Below are 22792 nucleotides of genomic sequence, written 5' to 3'. Positions count from 1 at the left end.
ATATTTGGACCTCATATTTTCGTAGAAAGAAATTGCCACGTCCAGCTTCAGCGCCCAGAAACGAACCGACTTCACAAAATCGCCCTACAATAAAGAAGACTTGCCGAATGTTCTTTATGAGGCTTAGTCACACTTATACCTTTGTGGTGAAAGTCATCATCGGTTCGTCACCTCACCGTGATTCCTTTATCTCAAAGCAAGAAGTTCGACCAGTCGAACCACCCCTTGAAAGACAGGGGCGCACTGATCTCTAGTAATTCACCAGAGGCAGGAAATGTTGTTGAAGAGATAACAGCTTATCAAATGGAAGGTGAAGAGGTTAAGATTTTATTTCGCTACTTCTAAACGGGCGCTTGCGCTTTTGTTCTCGTGTTCTCTTGAAGTTTCTGCTGTTTACGCATAGTGTGAGCCTGTCCCCATTCATGCATTGCATGAAGTAAATCTTCTAAGGTTCTTCCGTATTCACTTATCGAATATTCTACACGAGGAGGAACTTCAGGATATACAACCCGATCAATGATCTCTTCATTTTCTAACTCTCGTAGATGTTTTGTAAGCATTTTTTGTGTGACTCCTGGAATACTACGTTTAAGATCACTAAAACGAACGGTTCCTTTTTCCATTAAATGTAATAGAATAATTGGTTTCCACTTCCCAACCAATATACCTAAGGCATCTTCTACACTACAATGATTAGCATCAATGTTCATTTGCTCATCCCTTTCATAATAACAATAGTATCTTTTAGGAAACTATGTTTCTTCTAGGTGCGTACTTCTAAAATAACACTATATCATTCATAATAGCATTAATAGAAAATATCGAACAGAGACAATTCAAAACATTAGAGGTGTTGGTAATGGAGAAATATCGTATCAATCCAAATCAAGGATTAGAATTTGGTTTATATACATTAGGGGATCACATGACAGATCCAAACACGAATAAGCGCATTTCTGCTGAACAACGATTAAAAGAGATTATTCGTCTTGCTCAACTCGCAGAACAAGCTGGAATTGATTTTTTTAGTGTTGGTGAGAGTCACCAAGATTATTTTGCTACGCAAGCACACTCGGTTGTACTGGGTGCCATCGCACAGGCAACAGAGAAAATAAAAATCGCTAGTTCTTCCACGATAATTAGTACATTAGATCCGGTTAGAGTGTATGAAGATTTTGCGACGATTGACCTTATTTCTGGTGGACGGGCAGAGATTATTGCTGGACGAGCTTCTAGAGTGGGAGTATTTGAGTTATTAGGCTATGATTTACGTAACTATGAGGAACTGTATGAGGAGAAACTGGATTTATTATTAAAGCTTAACGAAAATGAAGTTGTAAATTGGGAAGGGGAATTTCGTGCTCCTTTAAAAGACGCTAGAGTGCTACCTCGTCCTAAAGATGGAAGCATGCCTATATGGCGTGCGGTAGGTGGACCTCCCGCTAGTGCCATTAAAGCTGGATATGCCGGTGTTCCAATGTTCCTTGCGATGCTTGGAGGACCAGCACAAAGCTTTAAAACTTCCATAGATGCTTACCGTGAAGCAGCGCGTCGAGGGGGACATGATCCTGAACAACTTCCAATTGCTACAGCGGGATTCTTTTATGCTGCGGAAACAACACAGCAAGCACAACGTGAGATGTACCCTTTTATTAACGAAGGAATGAAGCTCTCCAACGGAAGAGGATTTCCGAAGCAACATTTTGCTCAAGGGGCAGACCCAAGAGATGTCATGAATATAGGTAGCCCTCAAGAAATTGTCGAGAAAATTCTTTATCAACATGAAATGTTTGGTCACCAACGATACATTGGCCAAATGGACTTTGGCGGGGTGCCATTTGAAAACTTAGAGCGGAATATTGAATACATTGGTAATGAGATACTACCTCAAGTACGAAAATATACAGCGAAGAAATAGGAGGATGTGTCGTGAAGATAGTAGGATTATCAGGGTCAGTAGTCGGGTCAAAAACGAGAACGGCAATGAACTATACGATAGAAAAGTTTAAAGAGAATTATCCAGAGGAAGATATTTTGCTCCTTGACTTAGCTGACTATGACGTGCAAATTAGTGATGGCAGAAACTATTTAGACTATACAGGTGATACAGGATATGTTGCGAAAGAGCTTATGGGAGCAGATGTAATCATTATTGGTACTCCCATATTTCAAGCATCCATACCTGGAGCATTGAAAAATATCTTTGATCTTTTACCAGTGCAAGCTTTCCAAGATAAAGTTGTAAGCATAATTGTGACAGCGGGTTCGACTAAGCATTTCTTAACGGTAGAACAACATTTGAAACCGATTCTTGGTTACATGAAAGCAACAATTGTGCAAACCTATGTATTTATTGAGGAAAAAGATTTTTATCAAAAAGAAATCACTAATGTTGATGTACAGTTCCGTATCGAACGATTAGTGGAAGACACCATAGATGTAACGCATGCTTTTCAAAAAATTCGAGAAGAAAAAGATGACAAATATGATTTTTAAATAACGGTTTAGTGCGAAAAAAACTTATCTCTTAGGAGGTAAGTTTTTTTAGTCTTTAGGCTTGATGGAATGAGCGCTCGGAATTGGATAGGCAAGAGAAAACGGCCACTCATCAGGATTATGAGTGTCCGAAATAAGAGAAAGCAAGTTCAACTGGTCGCTCATAAGGCTAATGAGAGCCCGAAATAAGAGGAAGCAAGTTCAACTGGTCCCTCATCAGGAGGATGAGCGCCCGAAATAAGAGAAAGCAAGTTCAACTGGTCCCTCATCAGGAGGATGAGCGCCCGAAATAAGAGAAAGCAAGTTCAACTGGTCGCTCATAAGGCTAATGAGTGCCCGAAATAAGAGGAAGCAAGTTCAACTGGTATTTCATCAGGCCGATGAGCGCCCGAAATAAAAGAAAGCAAGTTCAACTGGTCACTCATAAGTCTGATGAGAGCCCGAAATCAGAGAAAACAAGAGAATATGGTCCCTCATAAACGATAGCGATCGTAATAGGGATGATAATTGAACGGAAAAAATGTAGAATAAAAGAAATGTTAAAACCTTAAAGGTGGATGAATGCAATATGAATATATTAATTGCGGAAGACGATAAGACGATTGCGACAGGATTAGAGTACTCGTTAAAACAAGAGGGCTATGATGTGGTAGTTTGTCATAAAGTCCAGGAAGCACGGATGAAAATAAATAATGATTTAAATGATATATCTCTTTGCTTGTTTGATTTGTCTTTACCGGATGGGAGCGGATATGAACTCTGTGAAATGGTAAAGCAACGAGCAGATATCCCGGTGATTTTTCTTACGGTAGTGGATGATGAAGTAAATGTTGTTATGGGGCTTGATATGGGTGCTGATGATTATATTACGAAGCCTTTTCGGATTCGTGAGTTAATTTCTCGCATAAAAACAGTTCTCAGGCGTTATGAAAAAAGTAAACCAAGTATAGAGCAATCATCCAGCATTATTTCTATCGGTCCGATTGACGTCCATACGCTTGAAGGAAAAGTGTACAAAGATAAAGAGGAAATACTATTAACAGCCTTAGAATATCGTTTGTTAATGATTTTTGTGAACCATCGCGGGCAAGTTCTGTCTAGAAAGCAATTACTCGAATTAATTTGGGATGTAGCTGGTGACTTTGTGAACGATAATACATTAACTGTATATATTAAGCGCCTAAGGAAAAAGATCGAAGATGATGCACAATATCCAACAGTAATTGAGACTGTTCGAGGGATGGGATATAGGATGGTAGATACACATGTTAAGAAATAATGAGGTTCGTAGATATTTGTTTATCTCCATTGCCATTCTAATAATTAGTACTGTTTTGATATCATTTATTTCGACTGTTGCTGCTGTTATTGTTTTTGTATCAACTTCTTTAATTATTACTGTTTTTTTATGGATGACAAATTGGCGTTATAAACAAATTGAAAAACTTTCTCTTTATTTACGACAAATATCAGCTGGAGATACTTCACTTGATGTACGTGATAATCGGGAAGGAGAACTGAGTATATTAAAGAATGATATTTATAAAATGACCTTAATGCTATCTGAGCAACGTGAAGACCTAAAAAAAGATAAACAAAAATTAACAGATGCTATCTCTGATATCTCGCATCAGCTAAAAACTCCACTTACATCAATGACAGTAATGGCAGATTTACTTAGTGATGAGACGATGGATGATGATAAAAGATTGGAGTTCACACATAATATTCGTAAACAACTGGAACGCATGGATTGGCTAGTATCCTCCTTATTGAAATTATCAAAAATGGACGCAGGTACCGTCCAGTTTGCGAAGGAACGAGTTATTGTATCTGGTTTAGTAGATGAGGTCATTGCTCCTTTAGAAATACCGATAGAACTAAAAGACATCGATTTCCAAAAGCTTGGTAGTAAAGATGTTACTTTTTTAGGAGATTACAATTGGACGAAAGAAGCGTTGATTAATATTATAAAAAATGCGATTGAGCATACGCCAGAGGGTGAGCGTATCACCATAAACTTTGACGAGAATGCACTTTATACAGAAATTATCATACAGGATACAGGGAAGGGAATTGCAAAACAAGATCTTCCTTATATTTTTAAGCGATTTTATAAAGGTGGAAATGCTACCGATGGAAGTGTGGGGATTGGATTAGCAATGGCGCATAGCATTATTACGAATCAACAAGGCGACATTGAAGTAGCAAGTGAAGAAGGAAAGGGTACAATGTTTACCATCAAATTCTATAAACGTGTGATTTGAAGTAGAAAGTGACGAAATTGTCACTGAAAAAGTCACCGGAACGTCATTTTAGACAAGTATGATGAAAGTAAAGCAATACATTAGGAGGATAATTTATGGAAATGTTAAAAATAGAAAACTTGTCTAAAGTGTATGGAAAAGGTGACACAGCAGTAAAAGCATTGGATAACGTATCGTTTAAGGTAAGCAAAGGCGAATTTGTAGCAATAATTGGTCCGTCAGGTTCAGGTAAGTCTACATTACTTCATTTACTTGGTGGAGTTGACCAACCGTCAGAGGGCAAGGTATTTGTTGATGGCACGGACATGTATCAACTTAATGAGACACAATTAGCGATATTTAGAAGAAGACAAATTGGACTAATTTATCAATTTTATAATTTATTACCGATATTAACTGTGGAAGAGAATATTACATTACCTTTATTGTTAGATTCCCATAAAGTAGATCAAAAACATTTTAAAGAAGTAGTAGACATTTTGGGTTTACAGAAACGTTTAAGTTACTTGCCAAATCAATTATCTGGTGGACAACAACAACGTGTTTCCATTGGAAGAGCACTTATTAGTAATCCATCTATTATTTTAGCGGATGAACCTACTGGTAACTTAGATAGTAAGAACAGTAAAGAAATAGTAGATCTATTAAAACTGTTTAACCGCACATATAATCAAACACTCATAGTTATTACACACGATGATCGAATTGCACTACAAGCAGATCGTGTTATTTCAATTGAAGATGGAAGGATTGCTAAAGATGAGGTGATCCGTCCGTGAATATCGTAAATAAAGTGACATTAAGGCATTTGAAAGAGAATAAACGACGTACCCTTGTCACCATTATAGGGGTAATTATCTCTGTAGCCATGATTACCGCAGTAGCAACATTAGGTCTGTCTTTTTTAGATCTAAATCAGCGTCAAACTATTGAAAATACTGGAGAATGGCATTATAGCTATAACGATTTAAATGAAGAACAATATCAAGCAGTGAAAGAGCATGACAAAACGGATACTATTGCTCTAATGAATGAACTCGGGTTTGCTCCATTAGACGGTGAAGGAAGTAAACCTTATGTGTATGTTCATCAATTAAATAAAGCAGGAATGGACCAATTTCAAGTCAAATTACAGGATGGTCGGCTTCCGGAGAAATCAGACGAGGTTGTTCTATCTGAAAAGTTATTACAATCAGGTTATGATAAAGAAATTGGCGATTCAATTACATTAGAAGTTGGGGAACGTTATTCCTTATCAGAAGAGATGGAAGGGGAAGGCCCACTAAATCAATCCGTATCAGCAGAAAAAGCGGAAGATGGATTGGCAGAGGAGTTAAGAAATACAGATGAACATACGTTTACAGTTGTTGGAACAATAGAAGAACCTCTATGGGATTATTCTTGGTCACCTGGATATAGTATGCTTTCGTATATTGATGAAGACATTCTTGCCACAGAGGAAAATGTAACAGTTTTTGTGAAAAGCAATGATATTTCAAACTCGCTTTTTGATGCTATTCCAGAGTTTGCCAAGAAGCAAAACATAGACCTTGAACAAATTCGCTTTAATGATAACCTTCTCGAATCATATTTAGTATCATCGAACGAAGGTGCATTGACGACTGTTTTTGGCTTAATGGCAATCATCATTGTTATTATCATGATAGGTTCCATAGCGCTTATATATAATGCATTTGCCATTTCTGTATCTGAACGATCACGTTACTTAGGGATGTTATCTAGTATTGGAGCGACAAAACGGCAAAAGCGGAACTCTGTATTTTTTGAAGGAATTATTATTGGTTTAATTAGTATACCTTTGGGTGTAGGAGCGGGACTGTTAGGAATAGGAATTACGTTATATTTTGTAAACCGAATTCTTTCCGCAGCTCAGTTTGATGTGGATTTACAGCTCGTTGCATCATTTGGTTCAATCGGGATTGCGGTTGTAATTTCTTTTATCACGATTATGATTTCAGCATATATTCCAGCGATTCGAGCATCAAAAGTAACTGCAATTGATGCTATTCGGCAATCGAAAGATATAAAACTAACAAAGAAAAAAGTGAAAGCAAATCCACTTGTGCGAAAAATATTTGGCTACGAAGCGGAAATTGCTTTAAAAAATCTTAAACGAAATAAGAAACGGTACAATGTTACAGTTCTATCTTTAATTGTAAGTATAGTTTTATTTTTATCCGTAGGGTACTTTACGAGCACGCTGACAAAATCATTTGAATTACAATCAAATCAATTAAATTATGATATAGCCGCCTCTTCTTCTACTGGTTATGGTGGGGTGGAAGAGTTGAAACAAGTAATGAATAATATCCAAGGACTTCAAGAAGTAAATGACGCAATAATGTATCAAAAAATGTATATGACTGGGATCGTAAAAGAGGAAATAGCAGGGGAGCCAATTACATCTTTGGAAAATGCTTCTGATTATATTAGTGATCAAGGAGTACAATATTTCATGGAGTTTATTGCTTTGGATGATAAAGCTTTACGAGATTATGCTGAAGAAAATGAAATCTCATACAGTGACATAGATGAAGGGGAAGGCATACTAATTAATCATGTATCCTACCCAGATGATAATCAGGGCAAGTATGTAGAAACAGAAGTGCTTGATGCAGAAGTTGGAGATTCGGTGATAGCAGCTGAAGAAAATTACGATGAAGAGACTGGAGAAGCTTCCTATGAAAGAGTATCCCATGTGGATATAGCTGGTTTAACCGATCATTTTCCGATGGGATATTTTCATGCCTCACCGAACACATTATTTTTTGTGGTATCTGAAGAGACATTGGCCGCCATTGATGAACGGACAAATTATCAACCAGATGCAATGACATTATATATTCAAACGGAAGATCCGATAAGTACACAAGAACATATGGAAGGATTAGAAGCAGCTAGTGAACTTCATATTGCCAATCAATATTTTTATGAACAACAAGATAGACAGATGACGTTAATCCTTTCTATATTTGTTTATGGATTCATTACGCTAATAACATTGATCTCTGTCGCGAATATCTTTAATACTATTTCAACGAGTGTAGCATTAAGAAGAAGAGAATTCGCCACCATGAAGTCGATTGGGATGACACCTAAAGCCTTCCGTAAAATGATTCAATTTGAAAGTGTTTTTTACGGGTTGAAGTCTCTTTTATACGGGTTGCCGCTTAGTATCGGTGTTATGTATTTAATTTATAATCAGTCACAGAATACTTTTTCCTACTCATTCTCTCTACCGTGGATTAATATTGGAATTGCTATATTAGCTGTATTTGTCATTGTTAGTGTAGCTATGTTATATTCTATATCGAAAATTAAGGACGATAATATTATTGAAACGTTAAGACAAGAAAATATTTAATTAGGAAGCGCATGTAATTAAGGATTATGTCCGGTGAATTACATGCGTTTTTTATGAGTAAATTATCGAACATTCTGTGAAATAGAAGGAGAATGCTACCGTTTAGAAGAATATTGAATAAAGATAGTTGAGGTGATCGAATGGGTATACATAATTGGAAACATCCGTCCTTGTTACTTACATCGATAGGAATTGCAAATATTGGCGATTTCATTCATTTAGTAGCAATTAATATTCTAGTATTTCAAATGACTGGATCTGCAGCCGCAGTAGCGGGACTTTGGTTAATTGGACCATTAACCAACATATTTGCAAAGTTTTGGACAGGAAGTTTTATTGATTATCGTAGTAAACGTAAAGTGATGATGATAACTTATGTTCTTCGAGGAGTTTTTATATGCATTCTCCCATTTGCGAATAATATTATACTTTTATATAGTGTTTTAATCATTTTAAGCTTAGCGAAGGCGTTCTTTAGCCCAGCTTCGATGACGTATGTTACGATGGTTGTTCCAAAAGAGATGAGAAAAAGATTTAACTCTATTCGTTCTTTTGCTTCATCTAGTGCGTTTATCATTGGCCCATCTATAGGTGGTGCATTAATATACACTACTTCTATTGAGGTAACCTTATGGATTAATTCCATCTTTTTCCTGCTATCAGCAGTTCTGTTAATCCCTCTTCCAGAAGAGGAAAAGAAAATAGATCAAATACCAAAATTGACTATTAAACAAGTTGTAAAAGATTTTACGGTTGTACAGTCATTTATGCAACATAATCGATATGTAACGGGAATATACTTTGGTTTTATTCTAGTTTTGTTATGTACATTTGCGATGGACGCACAAGAAGTAGTATTCACTCAACAGGTGGTTGGCCTTTCAGAAGTAGACTATACATTACTAGTTAGTATTACGGGTGTTGGTTCAGTCATAGGGGCTGTTCTATTATCCTTATTTTCCAATAGATTATCATTGCGGATGATGATAGTCATAGGTTTAATGTTTGTGGCAGTAGGATATATTATTTATGCACTTTCGTGGTCATTCTTATCCATTACGATTGGATTTATGATCATCGGGTTCTTTATTGTGTTTTTAAATGCTGGAATGATGACTTTTTATCAAAATAATATCCCTGTCGATTTGATGGGGAGAGTGACGAGTATCTTTGATTTGATTCAAAGTATGTTGCAAGTATTAATTGTTCTAGCGGTAGGTGTACTGGCAGATATGATATCGTTGCGAGGCACAATCGTTGGATTATCTGTTTCGATGTTCATATTATCGATAATGTATATGTTTTTTGTATTAAAACCAGCTTATGAGAATTTATATCAAGACGCATCCTAGTTCATTATATTGACTTTCTTTCTTGCTTTCGATACTATATTCTTACAGTTAATAATATGAAATAATTCGATGACGAGAACGAGTAATTAGGCACGTCTTATCTACAGAGAGTTGACAATTGCTGAAAGTCAATGTTAGGAAGCTTAATGAACATCCTCTCCGAGAAGCAAAGTTGAACGGTAACTGGTAAACTTTGACGGCTTCCAACCGATATTTTGGACGCGTATGATGGTACGTAGTGCTAATTAGAAAAAACCGCTACGATGGTTTTTTATTTTTGTCTAATAATGGTAATACTCGATTCTACGTGGTGGATTCGAGTTTTTTTAATTTAATGAAGAGGTGAATGGAATGGATCACGCACAACGTGAACGCAGTATGAGGAAACATTGGAAAGACAATAGAACGTTTCAACGCTCCATTGAAAATAGAGAAGGTCAACAAACGTATGTATTTTATGAAGGCCCACCAACGGCAAATGGAATGCCACATGCTGGTCATGCTTTAGGACGTACAATTAAAGATTTTGTTGCCCGTTATAAAACAATGTCTGGTTATCAAGTATTACGTAAAGCGGGCTGGGATACTCATGGTCTACCAGTAGAATTGGAAGTGGAAAAACAGCTTAATATTCGTGGGAAAGATGATATTGAGAAATTTGGTGTAGAACGCTTTATTGAAAAATGTAAAGAAAGCGTCTTTGTTTATGAAAATGAGTGGAAGGAATTCACGGATAAGCTTGGGTATTGGGTAGATATGGAAGACCCATATAAAACATTAAATAACCCATATATCGAGTCTGTTTGGAATATACTTGCAACGATTCATGATGAAGACTTGCTTTACAAAGGCCATCGTGTAGTACCATATTGCCCAAACTGTGAAACATCTTTAAGCTCTCATGAAGTAGCGCAAGGTTATAAAGATGTCACTGATTTATCGGTAACTGCTAAATTCCGTATCAAAGGTAAAGACAATGAATTTATCCTTGGATGGACGACAACTCCTTGGACATTACCTGGAAATGTTGCACTTGCAGTTCATCCAGAACTGACCTATGTAAAAGTAAAACAGGGTGACGAAATCTATTACGTCGCCAAATCGTTAGCAAATTCCGTTTTAGGTGAAGAATACGAAGTGATAGAAGAAGTTGCTGGAGAAGGCTTAATCGGTATCCATTACGAAGCTCCATTTAATTTTATTTCTTTAGACGATGGTCACTATGTTATCGGTGCAGATTTTGTTACAGATACAAGTGGTACAGGTATTGTTCATCTAAACCCAGCACACGGGGAAGACGACTATAACGCTATTCAGGCAAAAGGTATGGACTTTGTAAATGTAGTCGATTCAAAAGGAAGATATAAGGATGTCATAGCTCCACTTGCTGGACAATTTGTGAAAGATAGTGACGTAGATATCATAAAAATGCTAGCAAAAGATAATACGCTTTATGAAAAACAGAAATATGAACATAGCTACCCTCATTGCTGGAGATGCGATACACCATTGCTTTACTATGCAATGGAAGGATGGTTTATTAAAACTACCGCTGTAAAAGAAAAAATGCAAGAAAATAACCAAGGGGTGGAGTGGTTCCCACATCATATGCGTGATGGACGTTTTGGTAACTTCCTTGATAATTTGGTCGATTGGAATATCGGGCGTAATCGCTATTGGGGAACTCCATTAAATGTATGGGTATGTGACGATTGTGGTAAACAAAAATCTCCTCACTCGATTAAAGAGTTACGGGACTTCGCAGATAATGACGTACCGGAGGATATTGAATTGCATAAACCATATGTAGATAAAATTACGTTTGATTGTGAATGTGGCGGCAAAATGCATCGTACAAAGGAAGTTATTGATGTTTGGTTTGACAGTGGATCGATGCCATTTGCACAATATCATCACCCGTTTGAAAACGATGAACTATTTAATAAACAGTTCCCAGCTGATGTAGTTATTGAAGGAGTCGATCAGACACGTGGTTGGTTCTACAGTCTGTTAGCGGTATCCACGCTATTCACAGGAAAAGCACCATACAAACGTGTACTTTCTCTCGGACATATTTTGGATGAGCATGGACAGAAGATGTCTAAAAGTAAAGGGAATGCTTTAAATCCTGTAGAACTTATTGAAGAATTTGGCGCAGATGCACTTCGCTGGGCGCTGCTTGCAGATAGCTCACCGTGGAATAATAAGCGCTTTTCGAAAAAGACAGTGAGTCAAGCAAAATCAAAAGTGATTGATACGCTGTTAAATGTGTATTCTTTCTACTCTATGTATGCTGATATTGATAACTTTAATGTTAAAGAACATGCAGGTGATGCTAAAACAACTATGGATCGTTGGATTTTATCTCGAATGAATTCGGTGATTAAAGAAGTAACAACTAGCCTTGATCAATATGATATTACAAAAGGTGCCAGATCTATTGCATTATTTGTAGAAGAGTTAAGTAATTGGTATGTACGTCGTTCCAGACAGCGTTTTTGGAGTAGTGGAATGAATGAGGATAAGAAAGCTGCTTTCACTACATTACATGAAGTGCTTACAAAGCTAACACAATTAATGGCACCATATACGCCATTTGTTTCAGATGACATTTATACAAAGCTGCAAGGGGATAGTGTACATGTATCCGATTTTCCGAAAGTAGATGAAAAAGCAATTGACGAAAAGCTAGAAACAGATATGCAAGGTGTACTTGAGGTCATTGAAGGAGCGCGTTCTCTGCGTAATGAAGTAAATATAAAAACAAAGCAACCATTAGCAGAATTGGTAGTAGTTCCAAATGATCAACAATTGCGTACTGGATTACAGTCTTATACTTCTATTATTGAGGAAGAGATTAATGTAAAGCAAGTTAGCTTTAAAACAGACACTATAGACTTCTTAGATACAGAAATGAAACTTAACTTCCCAGTTGCAGGTCCGAAATTAGGAAAGCAAGTAGGGCAAGCAAAATCAAAAGTGGAAAACTTATCTCAAGACGAGAAAGATACGTTCATAGCAAACGGTCAAATTACTGTTGAACTTGCAGATGGAAGTAGTGTAACTCTTGAACAAGAGGATATTCTTGTAGAGAAAAAAGGGCAAGAAGGGTATCAATTGTTTGAAGGAAATCGCTTCGTTCTTCTTTTGGATACGAACTTAACAGAAAAGCTAAAGGAAGAAGGATTTGTAAGAGAGTTTATTCGCGCAGTACAGACTTATCGTAAAGAACTTAATCTTCCTGTTGAACAACGAGTTGATGTTTACGTGAATACTGATGAAAATGCTGAACGTATATTAAAAGATTTTGATACATTGATTCATGATGGATTGATTATCAACGGTCTTCAATTTGCTGAAAAAGATGATATGAAACAAGTAAAAGTAAATGATTCAGACATGGGATTGTTTATTTCTTAAAGTAGAAAAGGTTGGGACATAACAAAAAGTTTTGTTCAAAAGACGGATGATAACTAGAGAATGAGCGTAAGAAATATATTTAAGACTCCTGTGGAAGCAAGGCATAGATGAGCCCCGATGTATAGGTGTCTGGAGGCTCACTACCTTCCACTGGATCAGCGCAGTATATTTTTGAAGCCTATTGTCAAGACCAGTTCATTCAGATTTAACTTTTGAGTAAATACTATTGTCTCAACCTTTTTCCTATAATGTTTTTATCCTACAGCTTTACCCACCCCTTCCTATAATTTCTCTGCATATCCATAATCGGTGTGAAAATTTTTCCTCTTCCTTTTATAAAAACAGCGTTTGAAATATGATGATCGTTATTTTCATTCCGCAAATATGGATAATTTAATTTATATACAAAAAGCAGGAATATTCCTTATTTATGTCGAATAATTATTAGGATAAGGAGGAAAAACAATGTCTAAACATATAGGTTCTATCAATAAAGATCAACACGTTTACATTGCAGAAAAGGATGATATGAAAGGCATTATCCGTTTGTTAAAGGGAGTCTCCTCTTGGTTACAGGAGAGTCGTCTTAAACAATGGGAGTTTCTAAATGAAGGTGGAGAAGATCCAGAAATCAAACAAGCGATTGAGGATAAGAATACCTTTGTTGTAAAAGAAGGTGACGAGCTAATAGCTACCTTCACATTATATGAAATTCAAAATCCTTGGGATAAAAATATTTGGGGGCAATCGAGTGATGATGCCTTTTATTTACATAGGCTATCGGTTGATCACTCTCGATTAGGAACAGGACTTGGTAGTGATGTTATGACTTGGATGGAGACGTATACAAAGACACAAGGAATGAAGCGGATTCGGCTAGATTGTGTAGAGAATAATGAGAAGCTTAATTCCATTTATCGTAATCTTGGTTATGATTATCAAGGAACCAATCATGAACATTGTCGATATGAAAAGATGTTATAAATAATAAAACGCATATCCTTTTTGTTGGATATGCGTTTTTCATGTTAATGCATGGAATTGTTAGAAAGTTGCTCCATCGATTGAACAAGTTGCGAACTTTCTTTATTCATACCTGTAATTCGGACAGATATATTATTTGTCTCAAACTTTGTTTTTATCTTATCTAAAACACCGACTGCGGAGTCATCCCAAATATGTGAGTCACTAAGGTCTATTTCTACGCTACTTACACTTTCATGAAAATTAATTTGTGATAATAAGTCCGTCACAGATGCAAAGAATATCGGACCTTGTACAGTATAATACCTTTTATTCGAATTACTATCTAAATTGGTTATCACTTTAACTTTTGAAATCTTAGCAGCAAAGAATACCATGCTGAGAAGAACGCCTGCAAGAACACCATATGCTAGGTTATGCGTTAATACAACGGTTCCGACAGTAACTATCATTACTGTTGCATCGGTACGTGGGATACGGTGAATATGTACAACCGAACTCCAATCAAATGTACTAATCGATACCATAATCATAACTCCGGCTAAAGCTGCCATTGGTATTTGTACGACAATATCTCCTAAAATTAAAATCAAGAACATTAAAAACACACCAGCTACTAATGCAGAAAGACGTCCTCTACCACCAGATTTCACATTGATAACAGATTGTCCTATCATCGCACATCCAGCCATTCCTCCAAAGCAACCAGCTACAATGTTAGCAATTCCTTGACCTCTAGTTTCTTTATTTTTATTACTTTCAGTGTCTGTCATATCATCAACAATATTAGCGGTTAATAGTGATTCTAGAATACCAACGATTGCTAAAGCAAGTGCATATGGAAAGATAATCAGTAGTGTTTCCATGTTTAATGGAATATTAGGTAAAGCAAACATAGGTAACGTCTGTGTTAATTCGCCCATATCGCCAACATTACGTATACCTATATTCATGGTTAATACTATAATAGTAATAACAATAATTGCTACTAGAGTAGACGGTACTGCCTTAGTGATTCTAGGGAATAGATATATAATTGCTAGAGTTAAAGCTACTAAAGCATACATTATCCATGTTTCTCCTACAAAATGTTGTAATTGAGATGTAAAGATTAGAATCGCCAATGCATTAACAAAACCAGTCATTACGGATCTAGGAACAAATTTCATAAATCGTGCTAGTTTAAATACACCAAATAAAATTTGCAGAACACCAGTTAAGATTGTAGCAGCTAACAAATATTCGATTCCGTGATTCGCAACTAAAGTTACCATTAATAAAGCCATAGCACCTGTTGCAGCTGATATCATACCTGGGCGTCCGCCTACAAAGGCAATGACTACTGCAATACAAAAGGAAGCATAAAGCCCAACCATTGGATCTACTCCTGCAATTATAGAAAATGCAATTGCCTCAGGAATTAATGCAAGTGCCACAACAATTCCTGCAAGTATATCTCCTTTTATGTTTCCAAACCATTGTTCTCTCCATGTTTGTTCCATGATGAATACCTCTTTTATTCAAATAAATTAATAGACAGATTTTAAACACCATAATAACTTACAATAAATATTATGAAATAACAAGCAGTTATTTTTGAAACGTTTTTATAAATAATTCAAAATCATCTAACAAGTAATTGAAAAAGTTTTACTATATAGATAAAATAATATTAATCTATGAATAAGTAGTTAGAATGGACGTGATGTGAATTGATATTTCATTCAAATCAAATATACATAAGAGAAGCAACGAACAATGATATTGGGTATATGATAAGTGTAGAGAATAATGAAGAGAATAAACCTCATATTCTACCTTGGACAGAGGAACAGCATCGCGAGACTATGCAGGAGGAGGATTCCTATTATCTGATCGTTGTTGAGAAAATTACGAATCGCAATGTCGGATTTATTATTTTAAAAGGATTGACCAATACGAATAAAAGTATAGAGCTCGTCCGTATTGCCATAGAAATAAAAGATAAAGGCATTGGGAAAGAAGCATTGAGTTTAATTAAAGTATGGGCGTTTAATTCCTTTGAAGCGCATCGAATGTGGTTAGAAGTAAAAACCGATAATAAAAAAGCAATTAATCTTTACAAAAAAGAAGGATTTACTGTAGAAGGAACATTACGAGAGTGTTTGAAAGTAGGAGAAACATATGAATCACTACATGTAATGTCCCTATTAAAACATGAGTTTAAAAGAAATTAGGTCTTTCTTTTAAACTATGTATATTGCAGAAGAATATTTCCTGACTTAAATCGATGCATTAAACTTAATTTTAATGCTTTTGAGTGAGTGTGAGATAGCTTCTTTCCACCGCCTAATATAACGGGATTAAAGATACATTGATACTCGTCAATAATATCATTTTTGATAAGCGATAGGGCTAGATCTCCACTTCCTAATAAAACGATATTTTCGTTATTGTTCTTGTATTGCTCAATACTATTTTGATAATCTGAGCCTAACAATGTAGTGTTCTTCCAATTTGCTTCAGTCAGAGTTTTCGAAATAACAAGTTTAGGTTTTTCGTTCATAATTCTTGTAATAGATGGGTTATCATCTAGTGCTACTTCTGTATTCCAGTAAGCTTCCATATGTTCATATGTTTTCTTACCAAATAGAATAAGATCAGCTTGTTGAAGGTTTCCAAAAGCAAAAGAATGGTACTCATCATCGACGTGATGCCAGGATAAGTCACCTGCAATTCCTTCATAATAGCCATCGATACTTAGCATAATGTGCCATGTTAATTTTCCCACGATTACCACACTCCTTAGACATATTTTAATGAATTTAGATATATCAAATTTCTTTTTAATTGCTTTATTATCAAAGTAGGTTCACATCGAAAGCAGGAAGTTTACCATCGAGAATTTGCAAAGAAAAACCATTTGGTTGCTAACCAGTGAAATAAAACAAATAAATATTTAAAATTACTAGGAAAGATTATTCAAGATATATCCTACTACAATGCAGCAAGATATTTTGACTTTGGGCTTATATTAGATGAATAATCATAAGGCGGTTGTTGATGAAGTGGCTAGGTGTTTGCGAGTATGTTACTTTAAATAGAATATATAATAAACAAGAGTTTACTATAGTTGTACTTTTTATATGGAAGGAAGAATCATAGAAAAAATAATATAATACTATCTTGAATTCTTATAAATATCAGAGTAAACTATAAATAAGGTCATCAGATGACCTTATTTATTTTGTCATCTATGAAATCGCTTCATTGGGGAGGAAGAGGGGTTTTGATGTATTTACTTATAGCACTAAGTGCGATTATTGCACCGTTTATTTTTTTAGTGTTATTACGTTTTCCTGCAACAAAAGGAATGACGTGGAGTGCGTTAATTGTAATTTTATTCGCAATTACTGTATGGGGAATGGAAGGGGAAGTTATTGTATCATCTATACTCCAGGGGACGCATAAAACATTAACTATTTTATGGATTTTATTTGGAGCACTTGTATTGTTGAATACTCTTCGCAATACCGGGGCAGTGGATCGAATTAATCAAGGTTTTCAAAGCATTTCGGCAGACATGAGAGTTCAAGTGATTATTGTTGCTTTTTTATTTGGGGCTTTAATTGAAGGGGCAGCAGGATTTGGTACCCCTGCAATGGTTACTGGACCTTTGTTAGTGGCTTTAGGCTTTCGGCCATTGGCGGCGGCTACAATTGCCTTAGTAGCTGATAGTGCTTCAGTTGCTTTTGGAGCTGTAGGAACACCGATTGCCGTTGGATTAAGTAATGTTCCTATAGCAAATGCTACGTTCTATGATGAAATCGGTATCATGGTAACGATACTAGATCTTTTTGCAGGAACATTTATTCCATTTGTATTGGTTATATTACTCACCATATTTTTTGGTAAAAACAAAAGCATAAAGCAAGCCTTACCTATGCTACCGTGGTCTCTAGTGATTGGTCTTTCCTATACAGGTTCCGCACTTTTTTACGCAGTTGTGTTCGGACAAGAATTTGTCGCTATTTTAGCATCCTTAACGGCATTAACTGTTGCAACATTTACAGCAAAAAAAGGCTGGCTATTGCCAAAATATACGTGGAGAGAAGCTGTTAGAGAAGGGTTTGTCGTTAAGGAAAAGAAATCAGAGATGGGTATTATAGCAGCTTGGTCACCGTATGTTGTTGTCGTTGTTTTATTACTTATGACGAGAATAATACCTTGGCTAACCGAATTTACACAATCAGCTATTGATTTATCCTGGACGAATATTTTGGGTGTGGACGGCGTTTCATCAAATTGGGAGTTTCTGTACTCTCCAGGTACGATATTAGCATTGGCAGCGGTTCTATCTATATTTTTACATAAAAAAACGTTCCGTACATTCGTCACCGCATCAAAAGAGTCGTTATCAACGATGAAGACCACGTCCATTTCATTAATTGCTACCTTAGCAATGGTACATGTATTTACGAATTCAGGAATGAATCTTAATGAACTAGCTAGTATGCCACAATACATTGCAGAATCATTAGCCAATTCATTAGGATTTATTTGGTTACTTGTAGCACCATTTTTAGGAGAATTAGGTTCTTTCATTACAGGAAGTGCTACGGTTTCTACACTTACATTTTCGCCGATTCAATATAGTGTAGCCAATCAAATAGGGTTAGATGTAAATGCAGTGCTTGCAGCTCAAGTAATTGGAGCAGGTGCTGGGAATATGATTTGTGTGCATAATGTTGTTGCAGCAAGTGCAGTAGTAGGATTGAGTGGTAAAGAAGGGGATATTATACGAAAGACGTTACTTCCTGCTATTCTCTATGCTTTAATTGTTGGAATCGTTGGATTTATTATTGCTCATTTCTTTTTGTAGATTATCGTAGTCCTTACCATCAGCTTTTCAAACCTCTTCGTTTCGATTAAAATGGTCACAAGCGATGAGGAGTTGAAAGTGAATGGAGTACAAACGTATTAAATCCAAAAAAATATATGAACAAGTTGCAGATTCATTAATAGATATGATTAAACAAGGTCGCCTACAGCCTGGAGATAAGTTAGAATCCGTAGAGCAATTAGCTCAAAACTTTGGTGTAGGCAGATCAGCGATTCGTGAAGCGTTAAGCGGATTACGTTCTATGGGGCTAGTAGAAATGAAGCAAGGTGAAGGTACATATGTAAATACCTTTAATCCAAAAAGATTTACATTACCAGTAAGTACAGCGTTTCTTATGAAACAAGATGATGTAAAAGAATTATATCAAGTCCGTAAAATACTTGAAGGTGGAACGGCGAGATATGCTGCAGCGAGTTACGAAGAAACAGATTTAATAAAGATGGAGGAAGCTTTGCAAGTAATGAAAGATGCAAGGGGAGATGATGTATTAGCAGAACAAGCAGATACGGAATTTCACTTAGCGATTGCCCAAGCGACACATATGGATTTATTAATTCATTTAATGGGCAGTGTGTCTGATTTGATGTCAGAAACAATTCGAGAAACAAGACAGATTTTATTGTATTCAGAAGACCGGGCGGATGCATTATATGATGAGCATGCACGTATATATCGAGCAATTAAAAATAGACAACCAAATGAAGCGAGAGACGCAATGTATGATCATTTAGAAAAAGTGGAGATGCTCTTATTTAAAAATCTAGATATGTAATTCTAGCCTCGGTCATAGTTTAAATTAGAAGAGGTGTAACCAAATGAAAGTATCGTTATTCATTACATGTGTGAGTGATATTGTATTTGCAGATGTAGGTAAACATACTGTTGAAATTTTAGAGCGAGTAGGTTGTGAAGTTGATTTTCCAGCTGCGCAGACGTGTTGTGGCCAACCAGCTTATAATAGTGGCTACCTACAAGAGGCCAAAAAATCAATGAAACAGATGATAAAGGCATTTAAAAATTCAGAGTATGTGGTTGGTCCTTCCGGATCTTGTGTGGGCATGTTGAAAGAATACCCACATATCTTTAAAGGTGATCCAGAATGGGAACAACCTGCTATTGATCTTGCGAATAAAAGCTATGAAATCACTCAATTTTTAGTGGATGTATTAGGAGTAACGGATTTAGGCTCAACTTTCAAAGGAAGAGTTACGTACCATCCTTCCTGCCACATGACGAGGGTACTAGGTGTAAAAGACGCACCACAAAAACTACTGCAGAGTGTGAAAGGTATTGATTTTGTTGAACTTCCTGTAAAAGAGGACTGCTGTGGATTTGGTGGAACCTTCTCCGTGAAAAACTCGGAAATATCAAGAGAAATGGTAAAAGAAAAGTCTCAGCATGTGTCCGAAACAAAGGCTGAATACCTAGTTGGTGGAGATATGGGTTGCTTAATGAATATCGGTGGCAGAATGCGCCGTGAAGGTAAAGATGTCAAGGTAGTACACATTACAGAAATACTAAATACACATAGTGAAGGAGGAATAGCATGAGCGTAAAAATTGGTGATGTTTCCTATAAAGACCGAATTGATAAGGGAATTGAAAACGACTTTATGCGTCAAGCCGTTTCTTCGGCACAAGGGAGATTTCGTAAGGGACGTCTTTCCCAAGCAGAAGAACTAGGAAATTGGGAAGATTGGCGTCAACTAGGTTCAGAGATTCGAACCCACACATTAGAAAACATAGATTACTATCTTCATCAGTTAAGTGAACAAGTAGAAAAACGTGGAGGTAACGTATTTTTCGCACAAACTGCTGAAGAAGCCAATGATTATATCGAAAATGTTGTGAAGAAGAAACAAGCGAAAAAAGTTGTAAAAACAAAATCTATGGTTACCGAAGAAATTGGATTAAATGAAGCTCTAGAAAAATCGGGAGCAGAAGTAGTTGAATCTGATTTGGGAGAATGGATTCTTCAATTAGATGAGGATCCGCCATCACATATTGTTACACCTGCTTTGCATAAAAACCGTCAACAAATTCGCGAAACATTTGCGGAAAAGCGTGGTTATGATAAAACGGATTCACCAGAAGAACTGGCAGCCTTTGCCCGTGAGCAACTGCGACAAGATTTTCTTACTGCTGATGTCGGTATAACTGGTTGTAACTTTGCGATTGCAGAATCTGGGGCAATTACACTAGTAACCAATGAAGGAAATGCAGAAATGGTTACGTCATTACCAGATACACAGATTACAGTGATGGGGATGGAGCGATTAGTACCGACGTGGGAAGACATGGAAGTACTTGTTAGTTTATTAACACGTGCAGCAGTTGGTCAAAAACTTACAAGTTACATTACTGCCTATACCGGAGCTAGATTAGAAGAAGAGATAGATGGTCCAGATGACTATCATCTAGTAATCGTTGACAATGGTAGATCCAAGATATTAGGAACGGAATTCCAATCTGCGCTTCATTGTATTCGTTGCGCAGCTTGTATTAATGTATGCCCTGTTTACCGTCATGTCGGTGGTCATGCATATAACTCGATTTATCCAGGTCCAATTGGTGCTGTATTAACACCACTTCTCGATGGATATGATGATCATAAGGAATTACCATATGCATCTTCCCTGTGTGCAGCTTGTACAGAAGCGTGTCCGGTAAAAATTCCGTTGCATGAGCAATTAATTCGTCATCGTGAAATTATTGTAGAGAAGGAGAAAAAATCTCCGGTATCTGAAAAAATTATGATGAAAGGTTTCGCGCAATGGGCTTCGAATCCAGCGGCTTATAAGTTAAGTACGAAAGTTGCCAGAACCGCATTAAAACCGTGGACGAAAGATGAGTTTGTCGAGAATGGACCAGGACCATTAAAAGGATGGACGGATGTGCGTGATTTTCCTGCTCCAGGTAAACAATCTTTCCGTGCTTGGTGGAGTGAACGTGCGAAGGGAGAAAAGCAAAATGCCAATTCATAATCGAGATAAATTTCTAAGTAATTTAGCTGCCAACCTTGGCCGTCCTCGGAAAACCGCAGGCGTAGAAAGACCGGAGTATAGTGTCCAGCCACAATATGAAGTTCTAAAAGGTGCCTCACAAGATGAGTTAATTAATGTATTAGAGAAACATTGCGAAGTGATCCATACGGATTTTGTGCGTACAAGTAAACAAGAGCTACCTAATGTTGTACGACAAACCATTGATCGATATGAAGCGAAGTCCGTCATTGCTTCCAATGATAAACGTAATGCGGAATATGGGATGGAGCAAGCGTATAATCAGCTTTCAGAAGAGCTTGATGTGCATATTTGGGATGCTGCGATTGGAAAAGAAAATCAAGTTATTGCAGAAAAAGCGGATGTTGGAATCTCCTTTAGTGATATGACACTTGCAGAATCAGGGACAGTAACTTTAAAGAACGATAAAGATAATGGTAGATCGATAAGTTTAATGCCTAAAAGTTATATCGCTATTATTCCAAAAGAAACAATCGTACCTCGAATGACACAAGCGGCAAAACAAATTCATGATGATCATGTCAATGGTATAAAAACACCATCAAGTGTATGTTTTGTCACCGGTCCAAGTAATAGCGCTGATATTGAAATGAATTTAATTGTAGGTGTTCATGGTCCCGTTAATGTTACGTATATTGTGGTAGATTAAAAGAAGAAGTTTTCGTTTAGTGAGAAAAAGTATAATAATTTAATAACAAGTCGAGAGCATTCGTTTTAATAACAGATGCTTGATAGATGAAATACAAGAGATTCCTAGGATTCGAAAATTCAAATACAAAGCACTTGTGCTTGGTAGATTGAAAAGGATGGGAATGTGACCGTATTTCATCTTTTTTTAATTGTAAAATCTCTTCTTTCATACTTTTGTGAGTTATTTTCTGTAGTTGATCGCCTTTTCTTAAAGTTTATCAGAATTTTAAATTAGAACGTTTTCCTCTTATGGGCATATGCTGATTTTAGATTCTATGAAAGGCAGGTTAATGA

18 protein-coding genes are annotated in these 22792 nt (G+C 36.4%); 15 read left to right on the top strand and 3 right to left on the bottom strand.

Translation table 11 applies throughout. The features are described 5' to 3' along the window. Positions 1–341 precede the first annotated feature (341 nt). A complete protein-coding gene (locus tag ABC346_RS01610; protein WP_413233236.1) occupies positions 342–710 on the bottom strand; it encodes a winged helix-turn-helix transcriptional regulator in 369 nt (122 codons plus the stop codon). A gap of 149 nt (positions 711–859) precedes the next feature. Between ABC346_RS01610 and ABC346_RS01605 the strand changes: the two genes are divergently transcribed. The 9 genes from ABC346_RS01605 (at position 860) to ABC346_RS01565 (ending at position 13904) form a co-directional block, all read left to right on the top strand. Beyond that, the gene (locus ABC346_RS01605) at positions 860–1918 is read left to right on the top strand and encodes an LLM class flavin-dependent oxidoreductase (RefSeq protein WP_413233235.1); all 1059 of its coding nucleotides are present in this window, start codon (positions 860–862) and stop codon (positions 1916–1918) included. 11 nt (positions 1919–1929) lie between these two features. Next, positions 1930–2496, top strand: a complete 567-nt coding sequence (locus tag ABC346_RS01600; RefSeq protein ID WP_413233234.1) for an NADPH-dependent FMN reductase — start codon at positions 1930–1932, stop codon at positions 2494–2496. 568 nt (positions 2497–3064) lie between these two features. Then, complete coding sequence (locus ABC346_RS01595; RefSeq protein ID WP_413233233.1) at positions 3065–3775, top strand: response regulator transcription factor; 711 nt, start codon at positions 3065–3067, stop codon at positions 3773–3775. Continuing rightward, positions 3762–4763 carry a sensor histidine kinase gene (locus tag ABC346_RS01590; protein ID WP_413233232.1) on the top strand — a complete coding sequence of 334 codons (1002 nt, stop codon included), beginning with the start codon at positions 3762–3764 and terminating at the stop codon, positions 4761–4763. Before ABC346_RS01595 ends, ABC346_RS01590 begins: the two co-directional genes overlap by 14 nt. A gap of 95 nt (positions 4764–4858) precedes the next feature. Then, positions 4859–5542 (top strand): ABC transporter ATP-binding protein, encoded by a 684-nt coding sequence (locus ABC346_RS01585; RefSeq protein WP_413233231.1) that lies wholly within the window; start codon positions 4859–4861, stop codon positions 5540–5542. Then, a complete protein-coding gene (locus ABC346_RS01580) occupies positions 5539–8148 on the top strand; it encodes an ABC transporter permease (protein WP_413233230.1) in 2610 nt (869 codons plus the stop codon). The genes ABC346_RS01585 and ABC346_RS01580 overlap by 4 nt, the downstream gene beginning before the upstream one ends. 140 nt (positions 8149–8288) lie before the next feature. Beyond that, on the top strand, positions 8289–9500 hold the full coding sequence (locus ABC346_RS01575) for an MFS transporter (RefSeq protein WP_413233229.1): 1212 nt from the start codon (positions 8289–8291) through the stop codon (positions 9498–9500). A gap of 351 nt (positions 9501–9851) precedes the next feature. Further along, entirely contained in the window at positions 9852–12920 is a 3069-nt protein-coding gene (gene ileS / locus ABC346_RS01570) for an isoleucine--tRNA ligase (protein WP_413233228.1), read from the top strand. A gap of 465 nt (positions 12921–13385) precedes the next feature. Continuing rightward, positions 13386–13904: a GNAT family N-acetyltransferase gene (locus tag ABC346_RS01565; RefSeq protein ID WP_413233227.1), complete on the top strand. Its 519-nt coding sequence runs from the start codon at positions 13386–13388 to the stop codon at positions 13902–13904. A gap of 44 nt (positions 13905–13948) precedes the next feature. On the opposite strand, the gene ABC346_RS01560 is transcribed toward ABC346_RS01565, so the two are convergent. After that, complete coding sequence (locus ABC346_RS01560; RefSeq protein ID WP_413233226.1) at positions 13949–15406, bottom strand: SulP family inorganic anion transporter; 1458 nt, start codon at positions 15404–15406, stop codon at positions 13949–13951. Between the two features lie 210 nt (positions 15407–15616). Here ABC346_RS01560 and ABC346_RS01555 point away from each other — a divergent pair, with 210 nt between their 5' ends. Then, on the top strand, positions 15617–16120 hold the full coding sequence (locus tag ABC346_RS01555; RefSeq protein ID WP_413233225.1) for a GNAT family N-acetyltransferase: 504 nt from the start codon (positions 15617–15619) through the stop codon (positions 16118–16120). Positions 16121–16134: 14 nt separating this feature from the next. Here the strand turns inward: ABC346_RS01555 and ABC346_RS01550 are convergent, their stop codons facing one another. Next, on the bottom strand, positions 16135–16674 hold the full coding sequence (locus tag ABC346_RS01550; RefSeq protein ID WP_413233224.1) for a dihydrofolate reductase family protein: 540 nt from the start codon (positions 16672–16674) through the stop codon (positions 16135–16137). A 501-nt stretch (positions 16675–17175) separates the two neighbouring features. Here ABC346_RS01550 and ABC346_RS01545 point away from each other — a divergent pair. From ABC346_RS01545 to ABC346_RS01525, 5 genes are all read left to right on the top strand, one after another. Beyond that, a complete protein-coding gene (locus ABC346_RS01545) occupies positions 17176–18765 on the top strand; it encodes an L-lactate permease (RefSeq protein ID WP_413233223.1) in 1590 nt (529 codons plus the stop codon). Between the two features lie 82 nt (positions 18766–18847). Further along, the gene (locus ABC346_RS01540; protein ID WP_413233222.1) at positions 18848–19558 is read left to right on the top strand and encodes a FadR/GntR family transcriptional regulator; all 711 of its coding nucleotides are present in this window, start codon (positions 18848–18850) and stop codon (positions 19556–19558) included. 43 nt (positions 19559–19601) lie between these two features. Then, positions 19602–20336 (top strand): (Fe-S)-binding protein, encoded by a 735-nt coding sequence (locus tag ABC346_RS01535; RefSeq protein WP_413233221.1) that lies wholly within the window; start codon positions 19602–19604, stop codon positions 20334–20336. Further along, complete coding sequence (locus ABC346_RS01530) at positions 20333–21769, top strand: LutB/LldF family L-lactate oxidation iron-sulfur protein (protein ID WP_413233220.1); 1437 nt, start codon at positions 20333–20335, stop codon at positions 21767–21769. The genes ABC346_RS01535 and ABC346_RS01530 overlap by 4 nt, the downstream gene beginning before the upstream one ends. Next, positions 21756–22457, top strand: coding sequence for a LutC/YkgG family protein (locus tag ABC346_RS01525; RefSeq protein WP_413233219.1), 702 nt, complete (start codon positions 21756–21758; stop codon positions 22455–22457). The genes ABC346_RS01530 and ABC346_RS01525 overlap by 14 nt, the downstream gene beginning before the upstream one ends. Positions 22458–22792: the final 335 nt, after the last annotated feature.

Origin of the sequence: Oceanobacillus phoenicis (assembly GCF_047238145.1) — a bacterium.
In the GTDB taxonomy this organism is placed as follows: Bacteria; Bacillota; Bacilli; order Bacillales; family Amphibacillaceae; genus Oceanobacillus.
This window is presented reverse-complemented; position numbering and strand designations above follow the sequence as displayed.

Coding starts and splice junctions, on each gene's coding strand:
- ABC346_RS01610 (WP_413233236.1), bottom strand. CDS start 710: ATGAACATTGATGCTAATCATTGTAGTGTAGAAGATGCCTTAGGTATA.
- ABC346_RS01605 (WP_413233235.1), top strand. CDS start 860: ATGGAGAAATATCGTATCAATCCAAATCAAGGATTAGAATTTGGTTTA.
- ABC346_RS01595 (WP_413233233.1), top strand. CDS start 3,065: ATGAATATATTAATTGCGGAAGACGATAAGACGATTGCGACAGGATTA.
- ABC346_RS01590 (WP_413233232.1), top strand. CDS start 3,762: ATGTTAAGAAATAATGAGGTTCGTAGATATTTGTTTATCTCCATTGCC.
- ABC346_RS01585 (WP_413233231.1), top strand. CDS start 4,859: ATGGAAATGTTAAAAATAGAAAACTTGTCTAAAGTGTATGGAAAAGGT.
- ABC346_RS01575 (WP_413233229.1), top strand. CDS start 8,289: ATGGGTATACATAATTGGAAACATCCGTCCTTGTTACTTACATCGATA.
- ileS (WP_413233228.1), top strand. CDS start 9,852: ATGGATCACGCACAACGTGAACGCAGTATGAGGAAACATTGGAAAGAC.
- ABC346_RS01565 (WP_413233227.1), top strand. CDS start 13,386: ATGTCTAAACATATAGGTTCTATCAATAAAGATCAACACGTTTACATT.
- ABC346_RS01560 (WP_413233226.1), bottom strand. CDS start 15,406: ATGGAACAAACATGGAGAGAACAATGGTTTGGAAACATAAAAGGAGAT.
- ABC346_RS01545 (WP_413233223.1), top strand. CDS start 17,176: ATGTATTTACTTATAGCACTAAGTGCGATTATTGCACCGTTTATTTTT.
- ABC346_RS01540 (WP_413233222.1), top strand. CDS start 18,848: ATGGAGTACAAACGTATTAAATCCAAAAAAATATATGAACAAGTTGCA.
- ABC346_RS01535 (WP_413233221.1), top strand. CDS start 19,602: ATGAAAGTATCGTTATTCATTACATGTGTGAGTGATATTGTATTTGCA.
- ABC346_RS01530 (WP_413233220.1), top strand. CDS start 20,333: ATGAGCGTAAAAATTGGTGATGTTTCCTATAAAGACCGAATTGATAAG.
- ABC346_RS01525 (WP_413233219.1), top strand. CDS start 21,756: ATGCCAATTCATAATCGAGATAAATTTCTAAGTAATTTAGCTGCCAAC.